This is a genomic window from Streptomyces sp. NPDC012508, from assembly GCF_042902595.1.
In the GTDB taxonomy this organism is placed as follows: Bacteria; Actinomycetota; Actinomycetes; order Streptomycetales; family Streptomycetaceae; genus Streptomyces.
Window position 1 is genome coordinate 111,016 of record NZ_JBIBEO010000011.1, and the last position, 26,690, is coordinate 137,705.

21 protein-coding genes are annotated in these 26,690 nt (G+C 72.1%); 5 read left to right on the forward strand and 16 right to left on the reverse strand.

Annotated elements, in window-relative coordinates; all coding sequences use genetic code 11:
* Positions 1 to 195 precede the first annotated feature (195 nt).
* The 3 genes from ACFY8U_RS32570 (at position 196) to ACFY8U_RS32580 (ending at position 3,839) form a co-directional block, all read left to right on the forward strand.
* Entirely contained in the window at positions 196 to 1,173 is a 978-nt protein-coding gene (locus ACFY8U_RS32570) for an acyl-CoA desaturase (protein WP_389575791.1), read from the forward strand.
* On the forward strand, positions 1,170 to 1,844 hold the full coding sequence (locus tag ACFY8U_RS32575; protein WP_361438535.1) for a TetR/AcrR family transcriptional regulator: 675 nt from the start codon (positions 1,170 to 1,172) through the stop codon (positions 1,842 to 1,844). Before ACFY8U_RS32570 ends, ACFY8U_RS32575 begins: the two co-directional genes overlap by 4 nt.
* A 285-nt stretch (positions 1,845 to 2,129) precedes the next feature.
* Positions 2,130 to 3,839: an FG-GAP repeat domain-containing protein gene (locus tag ACFY8U_RS32580; protein WP_389575792.1), complete on the forward strand. Its 1,710-nt coding sequence runs from the start codon at positions 2,130 to 2,132 to the stop codon at positions 3,837 to 3,839.
* 95 nt (positions 3,840 to 3,934) lie between these two features.
* Here the strand turns inward: ACFY8U_RS32580 and ACFY8U_RS32585 are convergent, their stop codons facing one another.
* On the reverse strand, positions 3,935 to 4,777 hold the full coding sequence (locus tag ACFY8U_RS32585) for a trans-aconitate 2-methyltransferase (RefSeq protein WP_361438531.1): 843 nt from the start codon (positions 4,775 to 4,777) through the stop codon (positions 3,935 to 3,937).
* A gap of 131 nt (positions 4,778 to 4,908) precedes the next feature.
* Here ACFY8U_RS32585 and ACFY8U_RS32590 point away from each other — a divergent pair, with 131 nt between their 5' ends.
* On the forward strand, positions 4,909 to 5,406 hold the full coding sequence (locus tag ACFY8U_RS32590; RefSeq protein WP_361438529.1) for a MarR family transcriptional regulator: 498 nt from the start codon (positions 4,909 to 4,911) through the stop codon (positions 5,404 to 5,406).
* Here ACFY8U_RS32590 and ACFY8U_RS32595 read toward each other — a convergent pair.
* From ACFY8U_RS32595 to ACFY8U_RS32645, 11 genes are all read right to left on the reverse strand, one after another.
* Positions 5,365 to 6,138 (reverse strand): response regulator transcription factor, encoded by a 774-nt coding sequence (locus ACFY8U_RS32595; protein ID WP_361601008.1) that lies wholly within the window; start codon positions 6,136 to 6,138, stop codon positions 5,365 to 5,367. The two genes, ACFY8U_RS32590 and ACFY8U_RS32595, sit on opposite strands and share 42 nt — an antisense overlap.
* A 311-nt stretch (positions 6,139 to 6,449) precedes the next feature.
* A complete protein-coding gene (gene galK, locus ACFY8U_RS32600; RefSeq protein WP_389575793.1) occupies positions 6,450 to 7,610 on the reverse strand; it encodes a galactokinase in 1,161 nt (386 codons plus the stop codon).
* A complete protein-coding gene (gene galE / locus ACFY8U_RS32605) occupies positions 7,607 to 8,587 on the reverse strand; it encodes a UDP-glucose 4-epimerase GalE (protein WP_389575794.1) in 981 nt (326 codons plus the stop codon). Before galE ends, galK begins: the two co-directional genes overlap by 4 nt.
* A complete protein-coding gene (gene galT, locus ACFY8U_RS32610; protein WP_389575795.1) occupies positions 8,584 to 9,627 on the reverse strand; it encodes a galactose-1-phosphate uridylyltransferase in 1,044 nt (347 codons plus the stop codon). Before galT ends, galE begins: the two co-directional genes overlap by 4 nt.
* 161 nt (positions 9,628 to 9,788) lie before the next feature.
* Complete coding sequence (locus ACFY8U_RS32615; protein ID WP_260230064.1) at positions 9,789 to 10,478, reverse strand: LuxR C-terminal-related transcriptional regulator; 690 nt, start codon at positions 10,476 to 10,478, stop codon at positions 9,789 to 9,791.
* A 177-nt stretch (positions 10,479 to 10,655) separates the two neighbouring features.
* Complete coding sequence (locus ACFY8U_RS32620) at positions 10,656 to 12,476, reverse strand: PQQ-binding-like beta-propeller repeat protein (RefSeq protein ID WP_389575796.1); 1,821 nt, start codon at positions 12,474 to 12,476, stop codon at positions 10,656 to 10,658.
* A 45-nt stretch (positions 12,477 to 12,521) separates the two neighbouring features.
* Positions 12,522 to 14,096, reverse strand: coding sequence for a PQQ-binding-like beta-propeller repeat protein (locus ACFY8U_RS32625; RefSeq protein ID WP_389575797.1), 1,575 nt, complete (start codon positions 14,094 to 14,096; stop codon positions 12,522 to 12,524).
* Positions 14,097 to 14,112: 16 nt separating this feature from the next.
* Positions 14,113 to 15,978, reverse strand: a complete 1,866-nt coding sequence (locus tag ACFY8U_RS32630; protein ID WP_389575798.1) for a PQQ-binding-like beta-propeller repeat protein — start codon at positions 15,976 to 15,978, stop codon at positions 14,113 to 14,115.
* A 135-nt stretch (positions 15,979 to 16,113) separates the two neighbouring features.
* On the reverse strand, positions 16,114 to 17,922 hold the full coding sequence (locus ACFY8U_RS32635; protein ID WP_389575799.1) for an ABC-F family ATP-binding cassette domain-containing protein: 1,809 nt from the start codon (positions 17,920 to 17,922) through the stop codon (positions 16,114 to 16,116).
* An 84-nt stretch (positions 17,923 to 18,006) separates the two neighbouring features.
* The gene (locus ACFY8U_RS32640; RefSeq protein WP_389575800.1) at positions 18,007 to 19,863 is read right to left on the reverse strand and encodes a protein kinase; all 1,857 of its coding nucleotides are present in this window, start codon (positions 19,861 to 19,863) and stop codon (positions 18,007 to 18,009) included.
* A gap of 158 nt (positions 19,864 to 20,021) precedes the next feature.
* A complete protein-coding gene (locus ACFY8U_RS32645) occupies positions 20,022 to 21,335 on the reverse strand; it encodes an acyltransferase (RefSeq protein ID WP_389575801.1) in 1,314 nt (437 codons plus the stop codon).
* A gap of 214 nt (positions 21,336 to 21,549) precedes the next feature.
* Here ACFY8U_RS32645 and ACFY8U_RS32650 point away from each other — a divergent pair, with 214 nt between their 5' ends.
* A complete protein-coding gene (locus ACFY8U_RS32650; protein WP_389575802.1) occupies positions 21,550 to 22,521 on the forward strand; it encodes an SMP-30/gluconolactonase/LRE family protein in 972 nt (323 codons plus the stop codon).
* A 19-nt stretch (positions 22,522 to 22,540) separates the two neighbouring features.
* Here the strand turns inward: ACFY8U_RS32650 and ACFY8U_RS32655 are convergent, their stop codons facing one another.
* The 4 genes from ACFY8U_RS32655 to ACFY8U_RS32670 all read right to left on the reverse strand — a co-directional run bounded on the left by ACFY8U_RS32655 (position 22,541) and on the right by ACFY8U_RS32670 (position 26,648).
* Positions 22,541 to 23,509, reverse strand: a complete 969-nt coding sequence (locus tag ACFY8U_RS32655; protein WP_389575982.1) for a 4-(cytidine 5'-diphospho)-2-C-methyl-D-erythritol kinase — start codon at positions 23,507 to 23,509, stop codon at positions 22,541 to 22,543.
* A gap of 32 nt (positions 23,510 to 23,541) precedes the next feature.
* Positions 23,542 to 24,414 (reverse strand): 16S rRNA (adenine(1518)-N(6)/adenine(1519)-N(6))-dimethyltransferase RsmA, encoded by an 873-nt coding sequence (rsmA, locus tag ACFY8U_RS32660; protein ID WP_389575803.1) that lies wholly within the window; start codon positions 24,412 to 24,414, stop codon positions 23,542 to 23,544.
* Between the two features lie 16 nt (positions 24,415 to 24,430).
* On the reverse strand, positions 24,431 to 25,693 hold the full coding sequence (locus tag ACFY8U_RS32665) for a ubiquitin-like domain-containing protein (RefSeq protein ID WP_389575804.1): 1,263 nt from the start codon (positions 25,691 to 25,693) through the stop codon (positions 24,431 to 24,433).
* 85 nt (positions 25,694 to 25,778) lie between these two features.
* Positions 25,779 to 26,648 carry a TatD family hydrolase gene (locus ACFY8U_RS32670; protein WP_361438499.1) on the reverse strand — a complete coding sequence of 290 codons (870 nt, stop codon included), beginning with the start codon at positions 26,646 to 26,648 and terminating at the stop codon, positions 25,779 to 25,781.
* Positions 26,649 to 26,690: the final 42 nt, after the last annotated feature.

A 26,690-nucleotide genomic window follows, 5' to 3' on the forward strand; every position in this document is an offset into this window, starting at 1 on the left:
GCTGGAGGGGGTACTGAAGGCTTGCGGACCGCGCTGTCCGACGCCAACAGGATAGGTGTCCATTCCTTGGACACTCGCTAGCCCCTCGTGTGCCCTCTTGCCGCGCGCCACGGCGCTGCCATACTTACGTCGCCGTAGGTTACGGTCCCGTAGGCGCGGCTCCATTCCCTCACCCTCACCCCCCAGGGGACACCCATGACCTCCAGCCCCGAGGTACTCGAACCCACCGGCCAAGACCAGTCCGATCTGCCCTCCGCCACGCTCGGCGGCGACAGCAAGCGTTCCATCGAACAGATCACCCTGCTGCTGTTCATCACGGTGCCCTTCCTGGCCCTGCTCGCGGCGGTGCCGCTGGCGTGGGGCTGGGGGGTGAGCTGGCTCGATCTGGGCCTGCTGGTGGCCATGTACTACATCGGCTGTCACGGCATCACGATCGGTTTCCACCGCTACTTCACGCACGGCTCGTTCAAGGCGAAGCGTCCGCTGCGGATCGCGCTGGCGATCATGGGCTCGCTGGCGGTGGAGGGCCCGCTGGTGCGGTGGGTGGCGGACCACCGCAAGCACCACAAGTTCTCGGACGCGGAGGGCGACCCGCACTCGCCGTGGCGGTTCGGCGAGACGGTGCCGGCGCTGATGAAGGGCCTGTGGTGGGCGCACATCGGCTGGATGTTCGACGAAGAGCGCACGCCGCAGGCCAAGTACGCCCCGGATCTGGTCAAGGACCCGGCGATCCGTCGCATCTCCCGTGACTTCATCTACTGGACGATGCTGTCGCTCGCCATCCCGCCGCTGGTCGGCGGTCTGGTGACGATGTCCTGGTGGGGCGCGTTCACCGCGTTCTTCTGGGGTTCGCTGGTCCGGGTCGCGCTGCTGCACCACGTCACGTGGTCGATCAACTCGATCTGCCACGCGGTCGGCAAGAGGCCGTTCAAGTCGCGTGACCGTTCCGGCAACGTGTGGTGGCTGGCGGTCCTGTCGTGCGGCGAGTCCTGGCACAACCTGCACCACGCGGACCCGACGTCGGCACGCCACGGCGTGCTGCGCGGCCAGGTCGACTCCAGCGCGCGGCTGATCCGCTGGTTCGAGCAGCTGGGCTGGGCGTACGACGTGCGCTGGCCGAACGCCTCCCGGATCGAAGCCCGGCGCCGGGGCGAGCCCGTCGACGCGGCATGATGGAGAACGTGGCGATCGACGGCAGTACCAGCAGCGAGAACAAACCACGGCGTGGCCGCCGGGTGAGGATGACGGGCGCGGAGCGCCGCGAGCAGCTGCTGGACATCGGCCGGACCCTCTTCGCCGCGAAGGGCTTCGAGGGCACGTCGGTGGAGGAGATCGCGGCGAAGGCCGGGGTCTCCAAGCCGGTGGTGTACGAGCACTTCGGCGGCAAGGAGGGGCTGTACGCGGTCGTGGTCGACCGGGAGATGCGCCAGCTCCTCGACATGGTGACGGGGGCGCTGACGGCGGGGCATCCGCGTGAGCTGCTCGAGCAGGCGGCGTTCGCGCTGCTGGACTACATCGAGCGGTACACGGACGGCTTCCGGATCCTGGTCCGTGACTCGCCCGTGGCGCAGTCGACGGGCACGTTCGCGTCGCTGATCAGTGACATCGCCACGCAGGTGGAGGACATTCTGGGTCTGGAGTTCAAGGCCCGGGGCTTCGACCCGAAGCTTGCGCCGCTGTACGCACAGGCGCTGGTGGGCAGTGTGGCGCTGACGGGCCAGTGGTGGCTGGACGTCCGCAAGCCGAAGAAGGCGGAGGTGGCCGCGCATCTGGTGAACCTGGCGTGGCACGGCCTCGACGGCCTGGAGCAGAAGCCGCGCCTGATAGGCCACCGCAAGTCCTGACGAGGCCGGCTCCGGGCCCCGGGCCCGCCGCCGGCCGACCCGGTCGCCCGAACCGCCGCCCCGGTCGTGGGCCGCCCGGTCCGCCCGGTCCGCCCGGTCCATCCGGGCCCCCGGTCGCCCCGCGGTATGCGTGGTCCCGTTGTCGGTGATCGGCGGTATGCTCCCCTCCACATCCGGGGGGGTGTTCGCCCTTCGTACGCGCGTGCGCGTCGTACGAAGGCGTCGCGGACCCCTGCGCCCGGTCCATGCGTTTTTCTGATCCCTGGGGGGGATCCCTTGCGTTCTGTGCACTCCACGCGTGCGCGCCTCGCGGCCTGCACCGCTCTCGTCCTCTCCGCGGGCATGCTGCTCGCGACCCCGGCGTCGGCCGATCAGCCCACGCCGCACACCGCCGTCGAGAAGCCGGCCCCCGCCTTCACCCCGCCGACGCTGACGCGTCCCTCGTCCGACGCCGCCCGCGCGGGCGCCGCGGCCGCCGACGGGGCCACCGCCGCCGCACCCCAGCTGTCGGACTTCGACGGCGACGGCATCAGCGACCTGATCTACCGCGCCTGGAGCGGCGACGTCTACACCGCCACGTCCACGGGCGCGGGCGGCCTCGTCACCCTCCACGAGGGGGAGCTGACGAAGGACATCGTCCCGATCGGCAACCAGGGCGGGGACACCAGCGGTCCCGAGGTCCTGATGCTGTCGGAGCAGGGCGTGCTCTCCCTGTACCGGGACATGACGCCCAGCGGTCCGGCGGACGTGCCGTGGCGGGGCACCGGCTGGCAGACGTACAACAAGATCGTCTCGCCCGGTGACGTGAACGCCGACGGCCGCGCCGACCTGCTCGGCCGCGACCACGGCGGCAGCCTGTACCTCTACCTGGGCACCGGCGACGTCACCGCGCCGTTCACCGCGCGCGTCCGGGTCGGCGGCGGCTGGAGCATCTACGACCAGCTCGTCGGCGTCTCCGACAACAACGGCGACGGCAACGCCGACCTGTACGGCCGTGACACGGCGGGCACGCTGTGGTTCTACCCCGGTACGGGCGACCCGGCCGCGCCGTTCGGCTCGCGCGTGAAGGTCGGCAGCGGCTGGAGCATCTACAACCAGATCTTCGCCGTGGGCGACGACAACGGCGACGGCCACACCGAGCTGATCGCCCGCGACACGGCCGGCACCCTCTGGTACTACCTGGGCAGGGGCGACGGCACGCTGGGGGCCCGCTCGCAGTCCAGCGACCCCGGCGGCTGGGACGGCGTCCCCCAGTTCGGCGGCGCGGGCAACATCCCGGTCACGGGCAACAAGGAAGGCGTCCTGGCGCGGGACAAGGCCGGGACGATGTTCTGGTACGGCAGCAGGACCACCGGCAAGCTCGCCTCACGCAGCCAGTTCGGTGACCCGGGCGGCTGGGCGGGCGTCAACTTCACGCACCTGTCATCCCTGAACCCGGACGGCTCGTCCGACATCGCGGAGGTCTTCCAGGGCGACCTCTACATCCAGGGCGACTACATCGGCTCCGGCTGGGGTGTGTACAACACGCTCGTCGGCGCGGGTGACCTCAGCGGCGACGGCAAGGGCGACCTGCTGGCCCGTGACGGCTCCGGCACGCTCTACCTGTACCGGGGCAACGGCCAGGGCACGGCGTTCTCGTCCCGCGTGAAGGTCGGCAGCGGCTGGGGCGTCTACAACAAGATCATCGGCGCGGGCGACTACACCAACGACGGCCGCACGGACATCGTGGCCCGCACCTCGGGCGGCGACCTGTACGTGTACCCGGGCACGGGTGTCGCGGCCACGCCGTTCAAGGCGCGGGTCAAGGTCGGCACCGGCTGGAACACGTACAACAAGCTGGTCGCGCCCGGTGACCTGAACGCCGACGGCAAGGGCGACCTGCTGGGTGTGACGTCGGCGGGCGACCTGTACAGCTACCTGAACACCTCCGCGAGCAAGTTCACCGCGCGGGCCAAGATCGGCCACGGCTTCGGCATCTACAACACGATGTCCTGACGCCCCGAGGGCGGACACGGCACACGAAGGCGCCCCGCACCGGTCTTCCGGTGCGGGGCGCCCGTGCGTCACGACGCCGTTTCACCGCGCCGCCGTCACAACGGCTTCGTCGCCATCGCGAAGATCCGCCGGAACGGAAAGACCGTGCCGCGCGGGCCCGGCGGATAGGCGGCGCGCAGCAGGTCGCGGTACTGGGCGAGGAAGGCGTCCGTCGCCTTCTGGTCGCCCTCCAGGGCCGTCAGGACGGGCCGGAGCGCCGTGCCCTTCACCCAGTCGAGGACGGGGTCCTCGCCCTGGAGGAGTTGTGAGTAGGTGGTCTCCCAGACCTCGGTCACGCAGCCGAGGTCGGTCAGGCGCAGGAGATAGTCGGCCGGGTCGAGGATGTGGACGAAGCGGCGCCCCTCGCCGGCGAGACGGGCGCGCCACTGGGGCATGTCGCAGAGTTCGCCGAGCAGTGCGTGGCTGGGCGCGGTGAAGTTGCCGGGGACCTGGAAGGCGAGCGTTCCGCCGGGCTTGAGGGCGTCGATCCAGGCGGCGAAGGACTCGGGATGGTTGGGGACCCATTGCAGGGCGGCGTTGGAGACGATCAGGTCGTAGGGCTCTTCCGGGGTCCAGTGCGCCGCGTCGGTCGGACGGAAGTCCAGCCAGCCGCCGCCGGCCGTGGTGCCCGCCCAGTCCTTCTCGGCCCGTTCCAGCATGTCGGGAGAGAGGTCGAATCCGGTGATGTGGGCGTCGGGCCAACGGTCGGCGAGGAGCACGGTCACATTGCCGGGACCGCAGCCGAGGTCGGCGATCCTGGCCGGGCTGCCCACGGAGGGAAGACGCGGTATTCGGGAGAGCAAGTCGAGAAACGGACGGGTGCGGTGGCCGGAATGCCGCAGGTACTGCTGCGGATCCCACGTTGGCGCGGCGGAAGCGGAAGATGGTGCGGAATGCATGTTCGAGCCCCCTTGCTGGAACGAGCTGCCGAAGCGGAACTAGGTCCCGGCCCGGTCCTTCCCCATAGTCCATCCGAATATATCTTGACGTCAAGAGACTTTATGTCAACAGACCCTCTACACTGATCGTCATGGAGGACGAGGTCGACCGGTTGGTCGCTGCATGGCGCCGCGAGCGCCCGGACCTCGACGTGGAACCGCTCGAGGTGCTCAGCCGCGTCTCGCGGCTCGCCCGCCATCTCGACCGGGCCCGTCGGCTCGCCTTCGCCGAGCACCAGCTGGAGCCCTGGGAGTTCGACGTCCTCACCTCGCTGCGCCGCGCGGGAGCTCCGTATCAGCTCTCCCCCGGCCAGCTCCTCACCCAGACGCTGGTCACGTCGGGCACCATGACCAACCGCATCGACCGGCTCACCAAGAAGGGCCTCGTGGAGCGGCTTCCCGACCCCAGCGACCGGCGCGGGGTGCTCGTCCGTCTGACGCCCGAGGGGCGCGACCGGGCCGACCAGGCGCTCGCCGGGCTGCTCGCCCAGGAGCGGGCCATCCTCGCGCAGCTCTCCCGCGGCGAGCGCGGCGAACTGGCGGGGCTGCTACGCCAGCTGACCGCCCCGTTCGACAACATCCCCGGATAGCTCGGCGGGCCCGACCCCGGCGCGGCGCGCCAGCGCCACCGCGGCGAGCGTGGAGTGCACGCCCAGCTTCCCGAGCACGTTCTGCATATGCGTACGGACGGTGTGCGGGGAGAGGAAGAGGCGCTCGGCGACCGCCTTGCGGCCCAGCCCGGCCACCATGCAGCGCAGCACCTCGCGCTCGCGCGGGGTCAGCGACTCCACGAGCTGCTCGCTCTCGGTGCGGTGCTTACGGGCCGCCGTCAGCTCCCGCAGCACGCCGGTCAGCAGCGCCGGCGGCAGATGCGTCTCGTCGCGCAGGACCCCGCGGATCACGGCGAGGAGCCGTTGCAGCGAACAGTCCTTGGCCACCCAGCCCGAGGCCCCGGCCTGCAGCGCGAGCGCGGCCCGGTGCGGGTCGTCCTTCTCGGCGAGGACGACCGTGCGGACGGACGGCTGCGTCGAACGGACCCCGGCGACCAGCGAGATGCCGTCGACGACACCCCCGCCGTCGTCCGGTACGGCCTGGGCGACCGTCAGGGAGGCGGCAGGTCCTGCGACCGTGCCCAGGTCGGCGTCGACCAGCATCACGTCGTACCGGCGCCCCTCGGCGACCGCGCGGTCCAGACAGCGCACGGCGGCCGGACCGCTGCCCGCGGCGGACACGTCGACGTCGGGCTCCGCGGCGAGCGCGGCGGCCAGCGACTCGGCGAAGATGCGGTGATCGTCCACCACCAGGACCCGGATACGAGCCACGGACACCCCCAAGTGTCGAGGAACGGACCGGCGCGGGTACGGCTCCGGGGACGAGGGTCCGTCGATCGCGCGGCCGCCGCCGTGCAGTGACAGTTACCCCGTCCCGGGCGCCGTACCCGACTGGTCTCGCCCCCTGATCAGCACCGGCCCCCACCGGCGCTGTGCATCAGAGTACGGGTGGGGGGCCACCGGGGAAGCCGATTGCGAGAAGTGGCCGAACACGATGGGACTGCTGTGCCACTAGGACACCGTCGCGACAGAAGTCGACAATTCCGAAGACGTTCTCACCGTGCGGCTGCCGGTCTCCCTCCCTACGACTCCCGGCGGGCCCCCTCGGAGGGCACGGCGGGGAAGACGCGCGGCGCGGTGAACCCGGCCTCGGCGAAGGCCTTCCCGACCGCCGCGGCCACGGTGTCCGCCCGCTCCTGCGCCACAAGGACGACCGCCGAGCCACCGAAACCGCCGCCCGTCATCCGCGCCCCCAGCGCGCCGGCCGCGTTCGCCGCCTCGACCACGAGGTCCAACTCCGGACAGGAGACGCGCAGATCGTCCCGGAGCGAGACATGGCCCTCGGTGAGGACGGGACCGACGGCCGCCGCGTCCCCGGCGTCGAGGAGGGCGATCGTCCGCTCGACCCGGTGATTGTCCGAAACCACATGCCTGACATAGCGGCGAACCGATTCCTCGCTCAAACGCGCGAGGGCGTCGGGCAGTTGCACGTACGGGACTTCGCGCAGCGCGCGCACGCCGAGCGCCCGCGCGCCTGCTTCACACCCGGCGCGCCGCTCCGCGTACGCGCCGTCCCCGAGCGCGTGCTTCACCCGGGTGTCCACCACGAGGAGCCGCAGTCCCCGCTCGGCGAGGTCGAAGGGCACCTGCCGGTACGAGAGGTCCCGGGTGTCCAGGAAGAGGGCGTGGCCCTCGATCGCGCACGCGGACGCCATCTGGTCCATCACCCCGCACGGGACGCCGACGAAGGCGTTCTCCGCGCGCTGGGCCACGACGGCGAGCTCGGGGCGGGAGAGCCCCAGACCGAAGAGGTCGTTCAGGGCGAGCACGGTCACGACCTCCAGGGCGGCGGAGGACGACAGGCCCGCCCCGGTCGGCACGGTCGACGCGAGGTGGATGTCCGCCCCGGTGACCGGGTGCCCGGCCTCGCGCAGGGCCCACAGAACACCGGCCGGGTAGGCGGCCCAGCTCGCGCCGGAACCGCCCGCGAGCGGGGCGAGCGGTTCCAGCGCGTCCAGGTCGAGCCGGGTGATCCCGCCCTCGACGTCGGCGGAGTGGACCCGCAGCACCCCGTCGTGGCGACGGGAGACGGCGGCGACCGCGGTGTGCGGCAGGGCCAGCGGCATCACGAAGCCGCCGTTGAAGTCGGTGTACTCACCGATCAGGTTGACGCGCCCGGGGGCGGCCCAGACCCCCTCGGGCGCCGCCCCGTACAGCGCTTCGAACTCGCCCGCCACGCTCATCCGCGCTCCCGCTCCCGCTCTCTGGCGAACGCCCAGGCGTCCGAGACGATGTCCGCCAGGTCCGGGCGGGACGGAGTCCAGCCGAGCCGCTCGCGCGCGGCCTCGGCCGAGGCGACGAGGACGGCGGGGTCGCCGGCCCGGCGCGCGGCCATGATCTCGGGCACCGGGTGGCCGGTCACCTTGCGGACGGTCTCGACGACCTCGCGCACGGAGAAGCCGTTGCCGTTGCCGAGGTTGCAGATCAGGTGCTCGCCCGCGGTCATGGCGTCGAGGGCGAGGAGGTGGGCCTCGGCGAGGTCGGCGACGTGGATGTAGTCGCGGACGCAGGTGCCGTCACCGGTCGGATAGTCGTCGCCGTACACGCTGATCGCCTCGCGCCGGCCGAGTGCCACCTCGAGGACGAGCGGGATCAGGTGCGACTCGGGGTCGTGCCGCTCGCCGCAGGCGCCGTACGCTCCGGCCACGTTGAAGTAGCGCAGCGAGACCGCGGCAAGGCCGTGGGCGGCGCACTCGCCGCCGATCATGTGGTCGACGGCCAGCTTGGAGGCGCCGTAGGGGCTCGTCGGGGCGGTCGGCGCGGACTCCGTGATCGGGACGGACTCCGGCTCGCCGTAGGTGGCGGCCGTGGAGGAGAAGACCAGCTTGCCCACCCCCGCGGTGCGCATGGCGGCGAGCAGGGCCATCGTTCCGCCGACGTTGTTCTCCCAGTACTTCTCGGGCCTGGCGACCGATTCGCCCACCTGGGAGAAGGCGGCGAAGTGCAGCACGCCGTCGTAGGAGCCGTCCAGCCACTTCGCGGCGTCCTGGATGCGGCCCTCGACGAACTCCGCGCCGGCCGGGACGCCTTCGGCGAAGCCGGTGGAGAGGTCGTCGAGGACGGTCACCTCGTGGCCCGCCTCGATCAGATGACGCGCGACCGTGCTCCCGACGTATCCCGCGCCGCCGGTCACCAGGTATTTCGATGTCGCAGCCTTCACTTGCCTGCCACCTCTCGGAGTCGTTCGGCCGCCGCCTCCGGCGGTACGTCGTTCATGAACGCGCCCATGCCGGACTCGGTGCCCGCGAGGTACTTCAGTCTGCCGGGCGCCCTGCGGACGGTGAAAAGCTCCAGGTGCAGCCCGAACTCTTCACGGTCCGCGCCGGTGAACGGCGCCTGGTGCCAGGCGGCGATGTACGGCGTGGGCGGCTCGCCGGGTCCGAAGATCCGGTCGAAGCGCCTCAAGAGTTCCAGATAGATCTGTGGGAAGGCTGTGCGGGCCCCCTCGTCGAGCGCCCGCAGGTCGGGCACCCGGCGGGTGGGGTGGAGGTGGACCTCGTACGGCCAGTGCGCGGCGTACGGCACGAAGGCGATCCAGTGCTCGCTCTCCAGGACCACGCGGACCTCGTCCGCCCGCTCACGGGCGACGACGTCGTCGAAGAGGTTGCGTCCGGTGCGGGTGCGGTGTTCGGCGGCCCGGCGCCGCATCAGGGCCGTACGGGGGGTGACGTACGGGAACGCGTAGATCTGGCCGTGGGGGTGGCCGAGGGTGACGCCGATCTCGGCGCCGCGGTTCTCGAAGCAGTAGACCTGCTCGACGCCGGGCCGCTCGGCGAGTTCGGCCGTCCGGTCGGTCCAGGCGTCGAGGACGAGCGCCACCCGCTCGGGGGTGAGGTCGGCGAAGGAGGCGTCGTGGTCGGAGGTGAAGCAGACGACCTCGCACCGGCCGTTCTCGCCGGCGAGCGAGGGGAAGCGGTTCTCGAAGACGGCGACGTCGTAGTCAGGGGCCGGGATCTCGCTCTGCCGGCCGTCGCGGGACGGGCAGAGCGGGCACTCGTCGGCCGGCGGATGGTAGGTCCGGCCCTGGCGGTGCGAGGCGATGGCGACGGAGTCCCCGAGGAGCGCGTCGTACCGGATCTCGGAGGCGGAGGAGACGGGGTCGAGCGGCCGGGAGTCGACGGCGTCCCGGACGGCGTCGTCCCGCGCGTCGTAGTAGATGAGCTCGCGCCCGTCGGCGAGGGTGGTGACGGTCTTCTTCACGGGGTGTCCTCAGCGGGGAACCAAACAGAACCACGCACAAGGAACCACAATCAAACATCACGAGTCAACGGTGAGCGCACATCGCGCAGGTTGACGCGGATGCGTTCAGGCCGCGGACGCGGCAACGGGCAAGGGTGACGGATCCGCGTTACGGATCGTCGTCACGGGTACTCGCTGCGGGCTCCCGGCACCGGGGCGCGGTCCAGCAGCCCCGTGCGTGCGGCCAGCGCCGCCGCCTCGAGACGCGACCCCACACCCAGCTTCATCAGCACCCGCTGCACATGGGTGCGCGCCGTGCTCGGCGCGATCCCCATCCCGGCGGCGATCAGCCGGGTGTCCTCGCCCTCGGCTACCCGGACCAGGACCTCGACCTCGCGCGGCGTCAGCATCCGCAGCAGCCGCTGCCCCTCGTCGTCGGGCTGCGCCGCCGGGTTGAGCAGCTCCGTGAAGGCCCCCTGGAGGAGCTGCGGCGCCACCGCCGACTCCCCCGCCCGCGCCTTGATCAGCGCCCGCTCGACGCCCTCGATGCGCTCGTCGTGCCGTACGTATCCGGAGGCGCCGGCCGCGAAGGCCGCGGCGATCCCGCGCGGCGAGGGCACAGGGCCCAGCACGACCACGGCCACCTGCGGCCGCTCCCGCTTGATCCGTACGATCGGGTCGAAGGCCCCCGGCTCCGCCGGGGCGGCCGTGCCCAGCAGGCACACCTCGGGCGCCCGGCTCACCACCAGTTCCGCGGCGCCCGCGACCGGGGCCGCCGCCGCGAGCACACGGTGCCCGCGCAGTTTCAGTGCCGAGGCCAGCGCCTCGGCGAGCAGTCGGTGGTCGTCGACCACCATGAGCCGCACGCCCATCGAGCAACCCCTCAGTTCCCCCCTGAAGCCGTCCCCCGGCCCCAGTCACTCCGATGACCCGGCAAACTACACGCTTGTCCCCCCAGACTGTCGAATACTCACCCAACAAGGGCCCACGCAAACAGCCCGGCGCGTCGAGTGATTCGACGCGCCGGGCTGTGCTTCCGTGCGGCCGGGTCAGCTGGTGCCGAACGCCAGTGCCAGGTACTCCTTGTCGGTCGTCGAGGACGACTCGCGCGGCTTGCTCAGGTTGACGGCGGAGATGAACATCCGGCCGTTCGCGTAGAGCATCTCGGAGTAGTCCGCCGAGAAGCTGCCCTCGGCGTCCCGCACCGTCTTGTCCGACGGGTTCTCCAGGAGCAGCGTCGACTTCATGGTGCCGCCGTCGATGGAGACGATCTGCCCGCCCTTGTCGTACGGCGGGGCCTTGTACGCGATGATGTTGCCGCCGTCCATGCGCAGCGGGAACAGCGTGTACCGGTCGCCGGCGTCGGCCTTCTCGGGGGCCTGCTTCCCGGTGGTCAGGTCGAACGACAGGATCTCGTTCGTCTCGTCGCCGTACTCACCGGTGGAGCCCTCGTGCTCCTCGGTGGGCAGGTACAGCCGGCCGTTGCCGACGACGATCTTGCTGCAGGTCTCGACCTCGGTGGAGCGGCAACGGCCCGCGAAACGGTCCGCGTTCGCCGCGATCTTGGCCTTCAGCTTGCCGGTCTTCTCGTCGATCGAGAAGAAGTCCGAGATGCCGCTGCCGTCACCGGCGGTGTCGCCGACGTCGGCGGCGACCACGAGCGGCTTGGTCGAGACGACCGCCGCGTACTCCACGCCCGTGGGCATCTTGTACTGGGAGATGGGCTGGCCCGTCGTCGGGTTGAGGTTCTGGATGACGACGTACTGGCTGCCGTACGAACCGCACTTGCGCGCCGCGACGAGGCCCTCGCCGCCGCCGTAGCCCATGTCGTAGCAGTCCTGCGCGTTGGCCTGGGGCTTCCAGCGCGGGTTGCCGTTGGCCAGGTCGAAGGCGGCGCCGCCGTCGGTGCCGCCGGCCGCGACGGTCGTGCCGCTGAGCGTGACCTCGCTGAACTTGGCCTTGCCGTCGCCCGCGTTGCCGCCGGTGACGGAGGTGGACCACACCAGCTTGCCGGCGGTCAGGTCGACGACGCCGACCTCGGTGCACGGCTGGTAGAACTTCGGCCCGACACGCTTGGTCGCCTCGAAGAGGATGGCGGTCTTGTTGTCGGCGGTGGTGTGGCGCGAGGTGCCGCAGACCTGACCGGGCAGGGGCAGGGTCCAGACCGGGGTGCCCTTGTCGAGGTCGTAGCCGACGATCGAGTTGACGCCGGTCTTGACGTACGCCTTGTCGGTGATCCAGGAGCCGCCGACGTCGGTGATGTCCTCGACCTTGGGCTCGGGGAGCTGGAACTTGAGCGTGGCCTGCGTGTTGCCCGGCACCTTCTCCTTGCCGTTGCCGCCGAGGCCGTTGCCGCCCTTGTTCTGCTCCTGGGTCGAGCCGGTGGTGCCGCCCGCGGTGTCGTTCTCCTCGCCGCCGCCGGAGTTGGCGTACCAGATACCGCCGCCGACGATCAGGGCGACGGCGACGACGGCGGCGATGACGATCTGCATCTGCGCGGACAGCTTCTTGCCGCCGGCGGGGGCCATGGGCACTGGCTGCTGCGGATAGCCGTAGGGCTGCTGCTGGGTGGGATACCCGTACGGCTGCTGCGGCTGCTGCGGGTAGCCGTACTGCGGCTGCGTGGGCGGCTGCTCGGGCTGCGGGTAACCGTACTGCGGCTGCGTCGCAGGCTGCTCAGGCTGCGGGTAGCCGTACTGCGGCTGCGTCGCAGGCTGCTGGGGGTAGCCGTACGATGGCTGGTTCGGCGGCGGCGTGGGCGCGCCGAACCCTCCGGGCGGCGGGTCCTGCGGCGCGCCGAACCCGCCCTGCGGCGGCTGGTTCGGTGGCGGGCCCGGGGGCTGGTTGGGCGGTGGCGGCGGCTGCGTCATGGTGTGGATACCTCTGAGGTGTGGGAGGACGGACGGGGGTCGGTGTCACTTGCCGAAGGCCAACAGCGTCTCCCTCTTCATCTCCTCGTCGTCGTTCGCACCCAGGACGAGCTGCTGCACAAGGATGTACCGGCCGTCGACGTACAGCGCCGGCGAATCGTGGAAGCGCGACTCCAGGCGCCCGGTCACGCGCGGCAGGCGGAGCGTCTCGACGGGCTCGGTCGCGCCCGGCGCGACGGTGGCCAGCGAACCCGGCTCGTCGAGCAGCGCGGCCCTGCGGACGACCAGCGAGCCGCCCTCCATCCGCAGCGGCCAGGACCTGCGCCCGTCGAGTCCCTGGATGCGCCGCACGATGGCGCCGGTGTCGAGGTCGAAGGCGGCGATCTCGTTGCCCTTGCCCTCGGGCGCTCCCTCGGGCGCTCCCTCGATCGCGATGTAGACGGTGGTGTCGTCCGCGACGACCTGGCATCGCTGCAGGTTGCCCCGCTGGACGGTGTCGTCGTCGCACCCCTCGGCATAGAAGCCGGGGCCCTTGAGCGACGCGCGCTTCGTGCCGTCCTCGTTGAGGACGACCATGCCGTGGGTGCCCTGGGCGCGGTTGTCGGCCGAGACGACGAGCGGTCGTACGGACAGGACGTGGTCCACCCGGTAGCCGACGGGAAGCCGGTACTTCCAGCGGGACTTCCCGGTCACCGGATCGACCTCGTGGATCTCCTCCTGCGGCTTGTTCACGTCCTTCGTGCAGGAGACCGCCGCCACCAGCTTCGGGCCTCCGGCGTACGCGTACGGCTGACACTCGCTCTTCTCCCACCGGCCGAAGAGCTGCTTGCCGTCGCTGAGCCGGTATCCGGTGGAGTACTGGTCCCGGCCCGCGGTGACGGTGCCGCCGCTGATCGCCAGCGAGAAGTTCGTCCCGAAGTCGAAGTTGCCTTCCTTCACGATCTTCCGCTGCCAGCTGGACCTGCCGGAGCGAAGGTCGATCGCCTGGAGCTGACGGCACTCGTCGACGTCCGCGTGGAGTCGGTCCTTGCGGGCGAGGACGATCTTCCCGTCGGCCGAGGCGTCGTGCGACGCACGGCAGATCTCGGTGTCGAGCATCATCCGCCACTTCACCGTGCCGTCGACGACCGAATGGGCCGTGACCGTGCGGTACATGGCGGTGACCAGGGTGTCGCCGACCAGCCAGGGGCCGAAGACGTCGCCGGTGAGCGTGGTGACGTCGATGTCGTTCTTCCGGACCCACAGGACGGAGGCCTCGCCCGGAGCGCGGCCCGCGTTGTAGCGGGCCGCGTCGGCGGCGTCCGGGGCCGGCGGACCCGAGGGCCCGGCGGACGGGGTCGCCGCGCCGGCGGCGGTGGGGCCCGGCGACGCCTTGGCGTCGTCGGTGCCCCGTGAGCCCTCGTCGCCCCCCAGGGCGTACCAGGCCACGCCACCGGAGGCGAGCAGCAGTGCCACCACCGCCGCGATCACGGCGGTGGTACGGCGGTGCTTCCCGCGGACGGGTGGTGGCGGTGCCTGAGGCGGCACGACGGGGCCGGAGCCCCCGCCGCCGTACGGATTGAGTCGTCCGTACGGCCCGTACGTCGGCGCGGGCGACTCCGGTTTCTGCGGTGTCGTCATCGGATTCGGCCGGGCCTCACTTGCTGAAGGCCATCATCGTCTTGGTCTCCTTCTCCTCCGCGTCGTTCTGGGCGCTGACGCGGCCCGCCGCGACGACGAAGGTGCCGCCCGAGTAGACGTAGGCCGGGTTGTAGTAGTCGTCCTCGATCTCGGCCGTCGCCAGCGGGTGCTGCTGGAGGATCTTCGGGGTGCCGCCGGTCGGGGCGATCGTGGCGACCGCGCCGCCCTTGTCGTACATCGCCTTCATGTAGACGACGACCTCCGAACCCTCCATGCGCAGCGGGGTGATCGAGCGCTCGGCGGGGGCGGCGGCGCGCCACTTCTGCTTGCCGGTGTTCAGGTCGAACGCGACGACGGCGTTGGCCTGGCGGTACTCGGAGTCCGTCGCCATGTAGAAGGTGTTGGCGTCGGCGGCCACGCCCTGGCAGCCCTGGAGGTTGCGGCCGAAGATGACGAACGCGCCGCCGCCGCAGTCGGGGGCGTACTTGTCGGTGCCGCCCTGGATCTGCGAGCGGAGCTTGCCGTCGGGGGTGACGGCGAAGACGGTCCACTTCTTCTCGTCGCGCTGCTGGGCGGAGACGACGAGCGGGTTCACCGAGTAGACCTTGTCGACCTCCCAGTTGGGCTGGAGCTTGAAGGTCCACCGGGGCTTGCCGGTGTTCGGGTCGACCTCGCTGATCTGCTCCTGCTTCTTGTTGACGTCGCTCGTACGGCAGCTGGCGGCGGCGATCAGCTTCGCGCCGCCCGCGAAGGCGTACGGCTGGCACTGGCCGGTGGCCGGCTTGCCGAAGAGCTGCTTGCCGTCGCTGAGCGAGAAGCCCCAGGAGTTGTTGGTGCCGGCCGCCGTCACGGTGCCGCCGCTGATGGCGAGCGTGATGTCGGAGAGCGAGCTGAAGCCGGTGCCCTTGTCGAGGGTCTTCTTCCAGCCCGCCTTGCCCGTCTTCAGGTTGACCTGCTGGAGGACGGTGCAGTCGGCGCGGTCGCCGGCCTTGTCGTTGACGCCGATGACGGTCGTGCCGTCGGCGGCGGGCTCGGGGGCCGCGGCGCACACCTCGAAGGGCAGGTCGAGGTGCCACTTGGAGGCGCCGTCGCCGAGGGCGTAGCCGCTGATGCCCTTGTACATGGCCTTGGCGACGACATCGCCGACGACCCACGGACCGAAGACGTCGGCGCCGTTGCGGGGCAGGTCGACGTTGTTCTTGAGCAGCCAGTTGATCTTGGCCTCGCCGGGCTTGCGGCCGGCGTTGAGGTCGTCCTCGCCGTTGCGGCCCCCGCCGTCACCGTTGCCGTCGCCCTGGTCGATGGACTCGGAGGGCTTCGGGGTGTCGCTGGTGGCGGTCGGCTTGGCGACCGGCTTGTCCTCGCCGTCACCGCTGAGCGCGAACCAGGTGCCACCGCCGATGACGAGCGCGGCGGCCACGGCCGCGGCGACGATGACGGCCGGCTTGCCCTTGAAGGGGTTCTTGCCGCCGGGCGCGGGCGCCGGGGCGGGGTAGCCGCCGCCGTAGGGACCGGGCTGCTGACCGTAGGGACCGGGCTGCTGACCGTACGGGCCGGGCTGCTGGGGGTATCCGTAACCGGCCTGCGGCGGCTGGTTGTACGGGCCCGGCTGCTGCTGGGGGTACCCGTAACCCGGCTGCGGCGGCTGGTTGTACGGACCGGGCGCGGCGGGCGGCGGCGTCTGCGGGGCCGGGGCCTGCGGAGCCTGCGGCGGGACCGGCGGAGCCTGGGGCGGCATCGGCGGGGCCTGCGGCGGCATCGGCGGCGGGCCCTGGGGCGGTCCCTGAGCCGGGTTCTGAGCCGCATTCGGATCCGGATTCTGGTTCGGATCCGGGTTCGGTGCGCCGAAGCCCGGCGGCTGGTTGCTGGGCGGCTGGGTCATCAGCGCGTTCCCCCTTGGTGTGAGCGGGTTTTCTTTCTACCACTCGGGGGATGGCGCAAAAACGACCGGTCCACCCCTTGTTCCCAAGGGAGGACCGGCCCGTGATGCCCTCGTTACGCGTTTCGCACGGCTTCTCTACGCATCCTCCGCCAATTCCAGCCAACGCATCTCCAATTCCTCGCGCTCACCCGCGAGTTCCCGGAGCTCGGCGTCCAACTTCGCGACCTTCTCGAAGTCGGTGGCGTTTTCGGCGATCTGCGTGTGCAGCTTGGCCTCCTTCTCGGAGACCTTGTCCAGCTGGCGCTCGACCTTCTGGAGCTCCTTCTTCGCGGCGCGCGCGTCTGCGGCGGAGAGACCGGGCTTCGTCGGCGCGGACGCGGCGGCGGCCGGGGTGGGCACCGACGCCTCGATCATCTTCTGACGCCGCTCCAGGTACTCGTCGATTCCGCGCGGCAGCATCCGCAGCGTCGCGTCGCCGAGCAGCGCGAACGTGCGGTCGGTGGTGCGCTCGATGAAGAACCGGTCGTGGGAGATGACAACCATGGAGCCCGGCCAGCCGTCGAGGAGGTCCTCGAGCTGGGTCAGGGTCTCGATGTCCAGGTCGTTGGTGGGCTCGTCGAGGAAGAGGACGTTCGGCTCGTCCATCAGCAGACGCAGCAGCTGGAGCCTGCGCCGCTCGCCACCGGAGAGGTCGCCGACCGGCGTCCACTGCTTCTCCTTGGAGAAGCCGAACTGCTCGCACAGCTGACCCGCGGTCATCTCGCGGCCCTTGCCGAGGTCGACCCGGTCGCGGATCTGCTGGACGGCCTCCAGGACGCGCAGCGTCGCGGGCAGCTCGGTGACGTCCTGGGAGAGGTAGGCGAGCCGTACGGTCTTGCCGACGACGATCTTCCCGGCCGCCGGCTGCTGCTCACCCTGGCTGACGGCCGCGTCGGCGAGCGCGCGCAGCAGGGAGGTCTTGCCGGCGCCGTTGACGCCGACCAGGCCGATGCGGTCGCCGGGCCCGAGCTGCCAGGTGAGGTGCTTGAGCAGCGTCTTGGGGCCGGCGGTGACGGTGACGTCCTCCAGGTCGAAGACCGTCTTGCCGAGCCGGGCGTTGGCGAACTTCATCAGCTCGGAGGTGTCGCGCGGCGGCGGCACGTCGGCGATCAGCTCGTTGGCCGCCTCGATGCGGTAGCGGGGCTTGGAGGTACGGGCGGGGGCGCCGCGCCGCAGCCAGGCGAGCTCCTTGCGCATCAGGTTCTGCCGCTTGACCTCCTCCGTCGCCGCGATGCGCTCGCGCTCGGCGCGGGCGAAGACGTAGTCGGAGTAGCCGCCCTCGTACTCGTGCACGTCACCGCGCTGCACGTCCCACATGCGGGTGCAGACCTGGTCGAGGAACCAGCGGTCGTGGGTGACGCAGACGAGCGCGGAACGGCGCTCCTGGAGGTGCTTGGCGAGCCAGGAGATGCCCTCGACGTCGAGGTGGTTGGTGGGCTCGTCGAGGACGATCAGGTCCTGGTCCTCGATGAGGAGCTTGGCGAGCGCGATCCGGCGACGCTCGCCACCGGAGAGCGGGCCGATGACCGTGTCGAGGCCCTGGTCGAAGCCGGGCAGGTCGAGCCCGCCGAAGAGGCCTGTGAGCACGTCGCGGATCTTGGCGCTGCCGGCCCACTCGTGGTCGGCCATGACGCCGATGACCTCGTGCCGGATGGTGGCCTTCGGGTCGAGCGAGTCGTGCTGCGTGAGCACGCCGAGCCGCAGCCCGCCACTGTGCGTGACCCGGCCGGTGTCGGCCTCCTCCAGCTTGGCGAGCATCCGGATGAGGGTGGTCTTGCCGTCGCCGTTGCGGCCCACGACGCCGATCCGGTCACCCTCGGAGACGCCGAGCGAGACGCCGTCGAGCAGGGCACGTGTGCCGTACACCTTGCTGACAGCCTCGACATTGACCAGGTTGACGGCCACTTTGACTCCTGTACGGGGGGATGGATCGACGTCCAAGGGTAGACGCCGGGCCGGTACGGCGACGCCCGCAGGATCCGTGGGGCCCTAGCAGCGGGCGAGGCCGCCGCTCCCCCCGGTGGTTTTGTCGGCGAACACCCATCCCTCGGTCTCGGTGTTCTGGATACGGGCGTAGATCCACTTGTTGCCGTGGGCGTTGGTGACGTAGCAGTGGTAGTAGACCTTCACGCCGTCCTTGACCGCGGTCACCCAGCCGCAGTCCGCGTACGGCCCGGTGTAGAGGTGGGAGTTCTGGGCCAGGTATCCGTAGCCGTCGCTGCGGTTCGCGTGGGCCCAGCCGGTGCACGCCGTGGTGACGGGGGTGGGCTCCTTCGCCGTGGAGCTGGGCGTGGGCTTCGCGGAGGCCGACGGGGACGCGGACGGTTTCCCGGACGGGCGCGCGGACGGCTTGTCGCCGTCGCCTGGCGTCGTCGGGGTGGGACCCGACTCCCCGCCCTCGCCCGGGGCGGAGCCGTCAGGCGTGCCTTCGGGGTTCATGGACGTCAGGTCCCCCGGGGAGGTCGGGCCGTCGCCCGAACCGCCGCTGCCGGACATGTCGCCGTCGGCCGGGGCGCTCGACGTGGGAGGTGCGGCCGCCGAGCCGCCGCCGGCCGGTTCGTTCTCCGTGTTCATCAGCCCGTAGGCGACTCCGCCGCCGACGAGGACGGTGGCGACGGCGGCCGCGACGACCGTACGGCCGCCGCGCCGACGCTCACGGACGGTCGCGGTACGGGTGTCGGCGTGGCTGCCTGGGCCGACGGGCGCACCGGGCTGCGGGGCGGGCTGAAAGTGCGGCTGCGGGGCGGGCTGCATGCCGGGGTGGGGAGGGGGATGCGGGGCGGGATGCATGCCGGGGTGCGGGGTGGCCGGGAGGCCCGGCTGCGGGGCGGGCTGCTGGAACGGTGCCGCGGCCGGACCGAAGGCACCGGGCGGTACCGCGGGACCGGGGGCCTGTGCCTGTACGGGAGCGGGGGCGGGGGCGGGAGCCTGTACGGGCCCCGGTACGGGCCCCGGCGCGGGAGCCTGTACGGGCCCCGGCGCGGGGGTCGGCGTCCTGCCCGCGGCGACCGCCTCCAGCATCTCGCGGGCCTGGGCGGCGTCGGGACGCTGCCGCGGGTCCTTGGCCATCAGCGCCCGCAGTACGGGAGCGAGCGGTCCGGCGCGCACGGGCTCCGGCAGCGGCTCGCCGACGATCGCCGCCAGCGTGGACCAGACCGACGTACGGCGGAAGGCCGAGGCGCCCTCCACGGCCGCGTACAGCGTCATGCCGAGCGCCCAGACGTCCGAGGCGGACCCCGGCTCCTGGCCCTGCGCGCGCTCCGGCGGCAGGTAGTCGAGCGAGCCGACGATCTGGCCGCTCTGGGTCAGCTTGGCCAGGGCCTCGTCACCGGCGGTCTCCATGCTGGCGATGCCGAAGTCGGTGAGGACCACGCGGCCCCCACGTTCGAGGAGCACGTTCCCCGGCTTGACGTCCCGGTGCAGGACGCCGGCCCGGTGCGCCGCGTCCAGCGCGTCCATGAGCTTGGCACCGATCGTGGCCGCCTCGCGCGGGTCCAGCGGGCCGCGCTCCGCGAGGACGTCGTCGAGGGAGGGGCCGTCGACCAGCTCCATGACGATGACGGGCAGCCCCCGCTCCTCGACGACGTCGTGCACGGTGACCACACCGCTGTGCCGGATCCGGGCGGCGGCCTGTGCCTCGCGCTCCATCCGGACCCGCAGATCGGCCAGCTCGGCCGGGGAGGCGTCGGTGTAGGCCCGCAGGACCTTGACGGCGACCTCGCGGTTCAGGACCTGGTCCACGGCCCGCGCGACCACACCCATGCCACCGCGCCCGATCGTGGCGGTCACGCGGTACCGCCCGCCGAGTACCTCGCCGACCAGCTCTCCGCCGTTCGCCCCCGTCACGTGTCACGCTCCGATCCGTCGTACCTCGTCGATGCCGCCCTGTCGCGTGCACCAGCGTAGGCGTACGCGAAAGGGCGCCCTCCGACGCCCTCGTCCGGCCCGGCGAAGGCCGTCACGCCGCGCCGACTTCCGTGACGCACAGTCGATCTGACGTGAGGTCAGCGCGAGCGCTGACCGGGAATCCGCGCGCGGCCCGCCCGTTCGACGAGCAGCCAGCCCACGAGGGCCATCGCGATTGCGGCCGGGGCGGTGACACGGACGGCGACGAGGGTGGCCGCGTGGCCCTCCAGGAGGCCGCCGAAGCCGGTCATCGACAGACCGAGGACGCCGAAGAGGGCGAGGGTGACGCCGACGGCGGCGAGCGGGGCCGAGCCGGCGGGCGGGCGGTGGGCGGCCGGGCGTTCGAAGCGGCGGAAGGCGGCGACCAGCAGGCCGGTGAGAACGGCCGCGGCCGCGATACGGAGGGGTACCTGCGCCCACCAGGCGCCGGTCGCGGGCGCGGGCAGCGTCACGTCGAGCGCGAGGAACGTCCCGTACACGCCGAGCATCGCGGTCAGGTGCCACAGGAACGCGGTCATGGCGATCCCGTTGGCGGCGACGATCTTGTGCCAGACGCCGGCGCGGGCCGCGAACCGGGCGCCCGGTCCCTTCAGCAGCTCCACCGCGCCGACCAGCCAGAGGCCGTGCGCGAGCAGGGCGAGGGTCGGCGGGGCCATGTTGGAGACCTTCTCGCCGGGCATCCCGACCATGGAGAGCGGGTACGGCCCGAGGGCGACGAGGAGGCCCGCGCCGAGCAGACCGCCCGCGGCGAGGACGCCGGGGAGGCGGATCATGCCGTCGGCCCTGAGGAAGCCGAGCTGATGGACGGCCAGCCAGACGAAGGCGAAGTTCAGGAACTCCACGAAGGGCACGTCGAACGCGAACCGCAGCACGTCCACGGCGACCGCCCCGCCCGCGAGCGCGGCGAAGGCGCCCCAGCCCCACCGCTCATGCAGCTTCAGGAGCGGCGGCGTGAACGCCACCATGGCGAGATAGATCCCGATGAACCAGAGCGGCTGGGTGACGAGGCGCAGCGCGACCCCGGTCAGACCTCCGTCCGCGCCGAACAGCTGGATCACAAGCGCGGCGCTCCCCCACACCCCGACGAACACCATCGTCGGGCGCAGGAGCCGCTGGAGCCGGGCACGGAGGAAGGCGGCGTAGGCGGGGCGGGAGCGGTAGGCGAGGGCGTGGGAGAACCCGCCCACGAAGAAGAACACGGGCATGACCTGGAGCAGCCAGGTCACCCCCTGGAGCTCCGGCACGACGGCCAGCAGGTTGCCCACCGACCCGTCGGTGGTCACCGCTGCCATCAGCCAGTGGCCGAGGACCACGACCCCCAGCGAGGCGACCCGCAGCAGGTCGACGTACCGGTCCCGCGTCGCGGGTGTGGCGGCGGCGAGTTCCCGCGCGCTGACTGCGCTGTTTCCCATACGGGTACGGTCCCGCCCGGCTGCGGGCCCCCGGCAGCGCTCGCATACTCAACTCGGTTCTGAGTACGGGCCGACTGGCCCCATGTCGTCGGCCACGCGGGCGACCTCCCGGCCACGGCACACGACTCCCCACCTGACGGTTCGTCATGTTCAAGGGTGTTCACGGCTGCCGCACCGGCACCGTACGACCCGAGTCCCGCCCCAGGAGAAGCCCATGCCCCGGCTCCCACGCCTGGCGGTCGCCGCCACGGCCGCCCTCGCCCTCGCCCTGCTCGCCTCCGCCCCCACCTCCGCCGGAGAGCCGACCGTCACCGACCCGCGCGTCGTCGCCCACTTCGACTTCGCCGCCGGACAGGCCCCGGAGAACATCGCTCTCGAACCCGACGGTTCCGCGAACGTGACCTTCGCCTTCGCGCGGCAGGTCGCCCGCGTCGCCAAGAACGGGGACACCCGGATCCTCGCGACCCTGCCCGCCGTCGAGAACCCGAGCACCCCCGTCATCGGGGTGGCCGCCGCCCTGGGCATCACCCGCGCCCACGACGGCACCCTCTACGTCACGTACGCGACCGGGACGAGCGAGACCGGTGTCTGGCGCGTCGACCCCGACGGCGGCGCGCCCGTGCAGATCGCCCAGCTGCCGGCCGACGGGTTCCCGAACGCCCTCGCCCTCGACGAGAAGTGCCGCACGCTGTACGTCGCCGACTCGGTCCACGGCACCGTGTGGAGCGTCCCGCAGGAGGGCGGTACGCCCACGGCCTGGGCCACCGGGACGGCGCTCCAGCCCATCGCCCCGCCCGCCGGCGCCGGCGTCGGCGCCAACGGCCTCAAGTTCCACAACGGCGCCGTGTGGGTGTCCAACACCGACCGCCGGACGCTGCTGCGCATCCCCGTACGCGCCGACAAGAGCGCCGGCCCGATCGAGACCCGGGCGACCGGGCTCGCCTGGATCGACGACTTCGACTTCACCGGGAAGGGGGACACGGTCCTCGCCGCGCTGATCATGACCGACGACGTCGCCCTCGTACGCCCCGACGGGACGCACACGATCGTGCTCACGGAGCAGGACGGACTGTCCAACCCGACATCCGTGGCGGTGCGCGGCAAGACCGTCTACGTCACCAGCGCGTCCTTCTTCAAGGAGGTGCCGGACCCGAACCTGCTCCTGGCCACGCTGAAGAAGGGCTAGCGGACAGCCCCTGGCGGGGCTACAGGACCGTCGCGCCCGGCGCCGGAGACGTGGCCACGCGGGCCGTGCGGCAGGTGCCGGAGGCGATCAGGGCGTCGGCGACCGCCCGGGCCGCGTCCTCGTCCTTCACCAGGAACGCGGTCGTCGGCCCGGAGCCCGAGACGAGGGCCGCCAGGGCGCCGGCGGCCGTACCGGCCTCCAGCGTGGCGTTCAGGGCGGGCCGCAGGGAGACGGCGGCCGGCTGGAGGTCGTTGGCCAGCGCACCGGCCAGGGTGGTCACGTCGCCGGTGCGCAGGGCGTCCAGGAGCGCCGGGGAGGCGGCCGGTTCGGGCACGGTGACGCCCTCGGTGAGGCGGTCGAACTCGCCGAACACCACGGGCGTCGAGAGCCCGCCGTCGGCGACGGCGAAGACCCAGTGGAACGTGCCGCCCACCGGAAGCTCCGTCAGCTTCTCGCCGCGGCCGACACCGAGGGCCGCACCGCCGACCAGGCTGAACGGCACGTCGCTGCCGAGCTCGGCGCAGATCTCCAGGAGTTCGGCGCGCGAGGAGTTCAGGCCCCACAGCGCGTCGCACGCGAGGAGCGCGCCCGCTCCGTCCGCGCTGCCGCCCGCCATGCCGCCGGCGACGGGGATGTCCTTGGCGATGTGCAGGTGTACGTCCGGGGAGATCCCGTGCCGGGCGGCAAGCAGCTCCGCGGCGCGCGCGGCCAGGTTGGTCCGGTCTAGCGGCACCTTGTCGGCGTCGGGACCCTCGCAGGTGACCGTCAGCTCGTCGGCGGGCGTCGCGGTCACGTCGTCGTACAGGGAGACGGCGAGGAAGACGTTGGCCAGGTCGTGGAACCCGTCGGGCCGCGCCGCGCCGACGGCGAGCTGGACGTTGACCTTGGCGGGCACCCGCACGGTGACACCCGGCGCGGCGGCGGAACGCACGCCTTCCACCCCTGGCGCGGCGGCGGAACGCACTCCGTCCACACCCTGCCCCGACATCGCGCCCTGCCCCGTGCCCGGACCCGTGCCGCTCACGACTTCGCCTCCGCGATCCTCGCGAACTCCTCCACCGTCAGGGCCTCTCCCCGGGCCTGCGGGGAGATGCCCGCCTTGACCAGGGCCTCCTCCGCCGCCGCGGGCGAGCCCGCCCAGCCGGCGAGCGCGGCCCGCAGGGTCTTGCGGCGCTGCGCGAACGCCGCGTCGACGACCGCGAAGACCTCCGTCTTCGACGCGGTCGTGGCGACCGGCTCCGTACGCCGGACCAGGGAGACGAGGCCCGAGTCGACGTTCGGCGCCGGCCAGAAGACGTTGCGGCCGATCGAGCCCGCCCGCTTCACCTCGGCGTACCAGTTCGCCTTCACCGACGGCACGCCGTACACCTTGTTGCCGGGCTTGGCCGCCAGCCGGTCCGCGACCTCCGCCTGGACCATCACGAGCGTGCGCTCGATCGTCGGGAAGCGGTCGAGCATGTGCAGCAGGACCGGCACGGCCACGTTGTACGGCAGGTTCGCGACGAGCGCCGTCGGCGCCGGGCCCGGCAGCTCCTGGACGTCCATCGCGTCGGAGTGGACCAGCGCGAAGTGGTCCTTCTTCGCCGGCAGCCGGGCGGCGATGGTCGCCGGCAGCGCACCCGCCAGGATGTCGTCGATCTCGACGGCCGTCACCCGGTCCGCGGCCTCCAGGAGCGCCAGAGTCAGCGAGCCGAGCCCGGGGCCCACCTCGACGACCACGTCGTCGGGGCGCACCTCGGCCGTGCGGACGATCCGCCGCACGGTGTTGGCGTCGATGACGAAGTTCTGGCCCTTCTGCTTCGTGGGGCGCACGCCGAGGGCGGCGGCCAGTTCACGGATGTCGGCGGGGCCGAGGAGGGCGTCGGGGCCGTCGGGGCCGGTGGTGGTGCTCACCGGTACAGCCTACGGCTCACCGGGTGAGCCTTCGGCCGCAGTGCGGCCAGGGGCTCGCGCCGCGCTGCACGTAGAGCTTCTTCGCCCGGTACGTCTGCTCCGAGGCGGACGCGTTCTGGGCGACCCCGGTGCCGCCCAGCGACCGCCAGGTGCCGGGGTCGAACTGGTAGAGCCCGCCGTACGTCCCCGAGGGGTCGACCGCGTTCGGCCGGCCGCCGGACTCACAGGCGGCGAGCGCGCCCCAGTCGAGCCCGTCCGCGCCCGCGACCGACGTGGGCAGCGGCCGGGTGCCGACCCTCACCTTCCGGCTGACGGGCTCGCGGACGATCTCCTCGCCGGTCTTCCTCGGCTTCTGCCGGACGCCGTTGACGGTCCGAAGGGTGTAGGTGACGCGGCGCACGCCTTGGGCGCCCTGCCGCTCCACGACCTCCGTGCCCGCGAAGAGCTCGGGGTCGCGGGTCCGCTCGACCGCGTACGGGATCGGCTCCTCGCGGATCTCCTGGGTGCCGGTGATCCGCAGCACGGTGATCGTCTGGCCGTCGCGCGGGAAGGAGCCGGGCGGTACGGAGGTGGTGTCCTGGCCGGAGAGGGTGATCCCGGCCTCCTCGACGGCCTCGCGGACGGTGGCGGCGTTGGTGCGCAGGGTCCGCTCGCGGCCGTCGGCGAGGAGGGTGACGGTCCGTTCGGTGCGGACGTCGAGGGAGAGGCCCCGGCGGGAGATGGGGGCGTTGCGGGAGACGGAGAGGAACGCGCCCTCGGCCCGTACACCGAGCTGGCGCAGGGCGCCGTCGACGGTCCTGGCGGTGGTCCACACCTGGCGGCGCCGGCCGTCGAGGGTGAGGGCGACGGGCCGCCCGTAGCGGACGACGACCTCGTCGCCGCTGGTCAGGGCCGCGCCGGGGGCGGGAGCCACGATGTCGTGCGAGCCGACGGCGAGGCCCTCGTCCGCGAGCAGCTCGTCGACGTCGTCGGCGAAGGTGTGCAGGGTGCGCGGGACGCCGTCGACGGAGAGCCGGATCGCCTTGTCGTTGGCGACGAAGGCGCTCGTGCCGCCGGCCAGGAAGGCGACGACGAGGGCCTGCGGGACGATGCGCCGCAGGCTGTCGCCGGGGCGCGGCCTGGCCTTGCGACGGCGGGCGGCGCGCCGGGCCTCGGCGCGGGAGCCCTGGCCCGGCACGAGGACGGCCTCCTGCGTCGGCTGCTCGTGGACGGGCACGGGCGGCGGCACGGTCGGCGCCGACCGCCGCCCGGCTCGGTGACTGCCCTGGGAAGTGCTCACGAGGCCGGGACCCTAGCCCCGGCGACGATCACTCTCCAAAACGACTCGACTACAACACGTAACCGTTATGCATCGGTAATCGAAGTCAGTAGTCGAAGGCACGGGCCGTGTTCACGGCGAGCGCCTCGCAGAGCTCCTCCTCCGCGATCCCGCGCACGGCGGCCATCGCACGGACGGTGACCGGGATGAGGTACGGGGCGTTCGGCCGGCCGCGGTACGGCGCCGGGGTCAGGAACGGGGCGTCCGTCTCGACCAGGACGAGCTCCAGCGGGGCGACGGCGAGGGCGTCGCGCAGCGGCTGCGCGTTCTTGAAGGTCATGTTGCCGGCGAAGGACATGTAGTAGCCCTTCGCGGCGCAGATCTCCGCCATCTCCGCGTCGCCGGAGTAGCAGTGGAAGACGGTCCGCTCCGGCGCGCCCTCCTCGTCCAGGACCCGCAGGACGTCGGCGTGGGCCTCGCGGTCATGGATCACCAGCCCCTTGCCGTGCCGCTTGGCGATCTCGATGTGGGCGCGGAAGGAGCGCTCCTGGGCGGCCATGCCCTCGGGGCCGGTACGGAAGAAGTCGAGCCCGGTCTCACCGACGGCGCGGACGTACGGCAGGGCGGCGAGGCGGTCGATCTCGGCGAGGGCGTCGTCCAGGGCCGCGTCCCCGCCCGCCTCGCGGGCGCCCTGGCGGGACCAGCCGTCCGGGTCGCCGAGCACGATCCGGGGCGCCTCGTTGGGGTGCAGGGCGACGGCGGCGTGCACGTTCTCGTGCGCGGCGGCGGTCTCGGCGGCCCACTGGGAGCCCTTGATGTCACAGCCCACCTGGACGACGGTGGTGACTCCGACGGCGGCGGCCTTGGTGAGGGCCTCCTCGACGGTGCCGGACTGCATGTCCAGGTGCGTGTGGGAATCCGCCACCGGGACCAGGAGCGGTTCGGGCAGCGGCGGTGGGGCGTCCTTCGAACTCATGGCCCCGATCGTACGAGGGGCCATGGGTTCGCTCGCGATGGG

What these genes read in the sequence shown, in the direction of transcription:
- ACFY8U_RS32570 (WP_389575791.1), top strand. Translation starts at nt 196, where the DNA reads ATGACCTCCAGCCCCGAGGTACTCGAACCCACCGGCCAAGACCAGTCC.
- ACFY8U_RS32575 (WP_361438535.1), top strand. Translation starts at nt 1,170, where the DNA reads ATGATGGAGAACGTGGCGATCGACGGCAGTACCAGCAGCGAGAACAAA.
- ACFY8U_RS32585 (WP_361438531.1), bottom strand. Translation starts at nt 4,777, where the DNA reads ATGCATTCCGCACCATCTTCCGCTTCCGCCGCGCCAACGTGGGATCCG.
- ACFY8U_RS32590 (WP_361438529.1), top strand. Translation starts at nt 4,909, where the DNA reads ATGGAGGACGAGGTCGACCGGTTGGTCGCTGCATGGCGCCGCGAGCGC.
- galK (WP_389575793.1), bottom strand. Translation starts at nt 7,610, where the DNA reads ATGAGCGTGGCGGGCGAGTTCGAAGCGCTGTACGGGGCGGCGCCCGAG.
- ACFY8U_RS32615 (WP_260230064.1), bottom strand. Translation starts at nt 10,478, where the DNA reads ATGGGCGTGCGGCTCATGGTGGTCGACGACCACCGACTGCTCGCCGAG.
- ACFY8U_RS32620 (WP_389575796.1), bottom strand. Translation starts at nt 12,476, where the DNA reads ATGACGCAGCCGCCGCCACCGCCCAACCAGCCCCCGGGCCCGCCACCG.
- ACFY8U_RS32625 (WP_389575797.1), bottom strand. Translation starts at nt 14,096, where the DNA reads ATGACGACACCGCAGAAACCGGAGTCGCCCGCGCCGACGTACGGGCCG.
- ACFY8U_RS32630 (WP_389575798.1), bottom strand. Translation starts at nt 15,978, where the DNA reads ATGACCCAGCCGCCCAGCAACCAGCCGCCGGGCTTCGGCGCACCGAAC.
- ACFY8U_RS32645 (WP_389575801.1), bottom strand. Translation starts at nt 21,335, where the DNA reads ATGGGAAACAGCGCAGTCAGCGCGCGGGAACTCGCCGCCGCCACACCC.
- ACFY8U_RS32650 (WP_389575802.1), top strand. Translation starts at nt 21,550, where the DNA reads ATGCCCCGGCTCCCACGCCTGGCGGTCGCCGCCACGGCCGCCCTCGCC.
- ACFY8U_RS32655 (WP_389575982.1), bottom strand. Translation starts at nt 23,509, where the DNA reads ATGTCGGGGCAGGGTGTGGACGGAGTGCGTTCCGCCGCCGCGCCAGGG.
- ACFY8U_RS32670 (WP_361438499.1), bottom strand. Translation starts at nt 26,648, where the DNA reads ATGAGTTCGAAGGACGCCCCACCGCCGCTGCCCGAACCGCTCCTGGTC.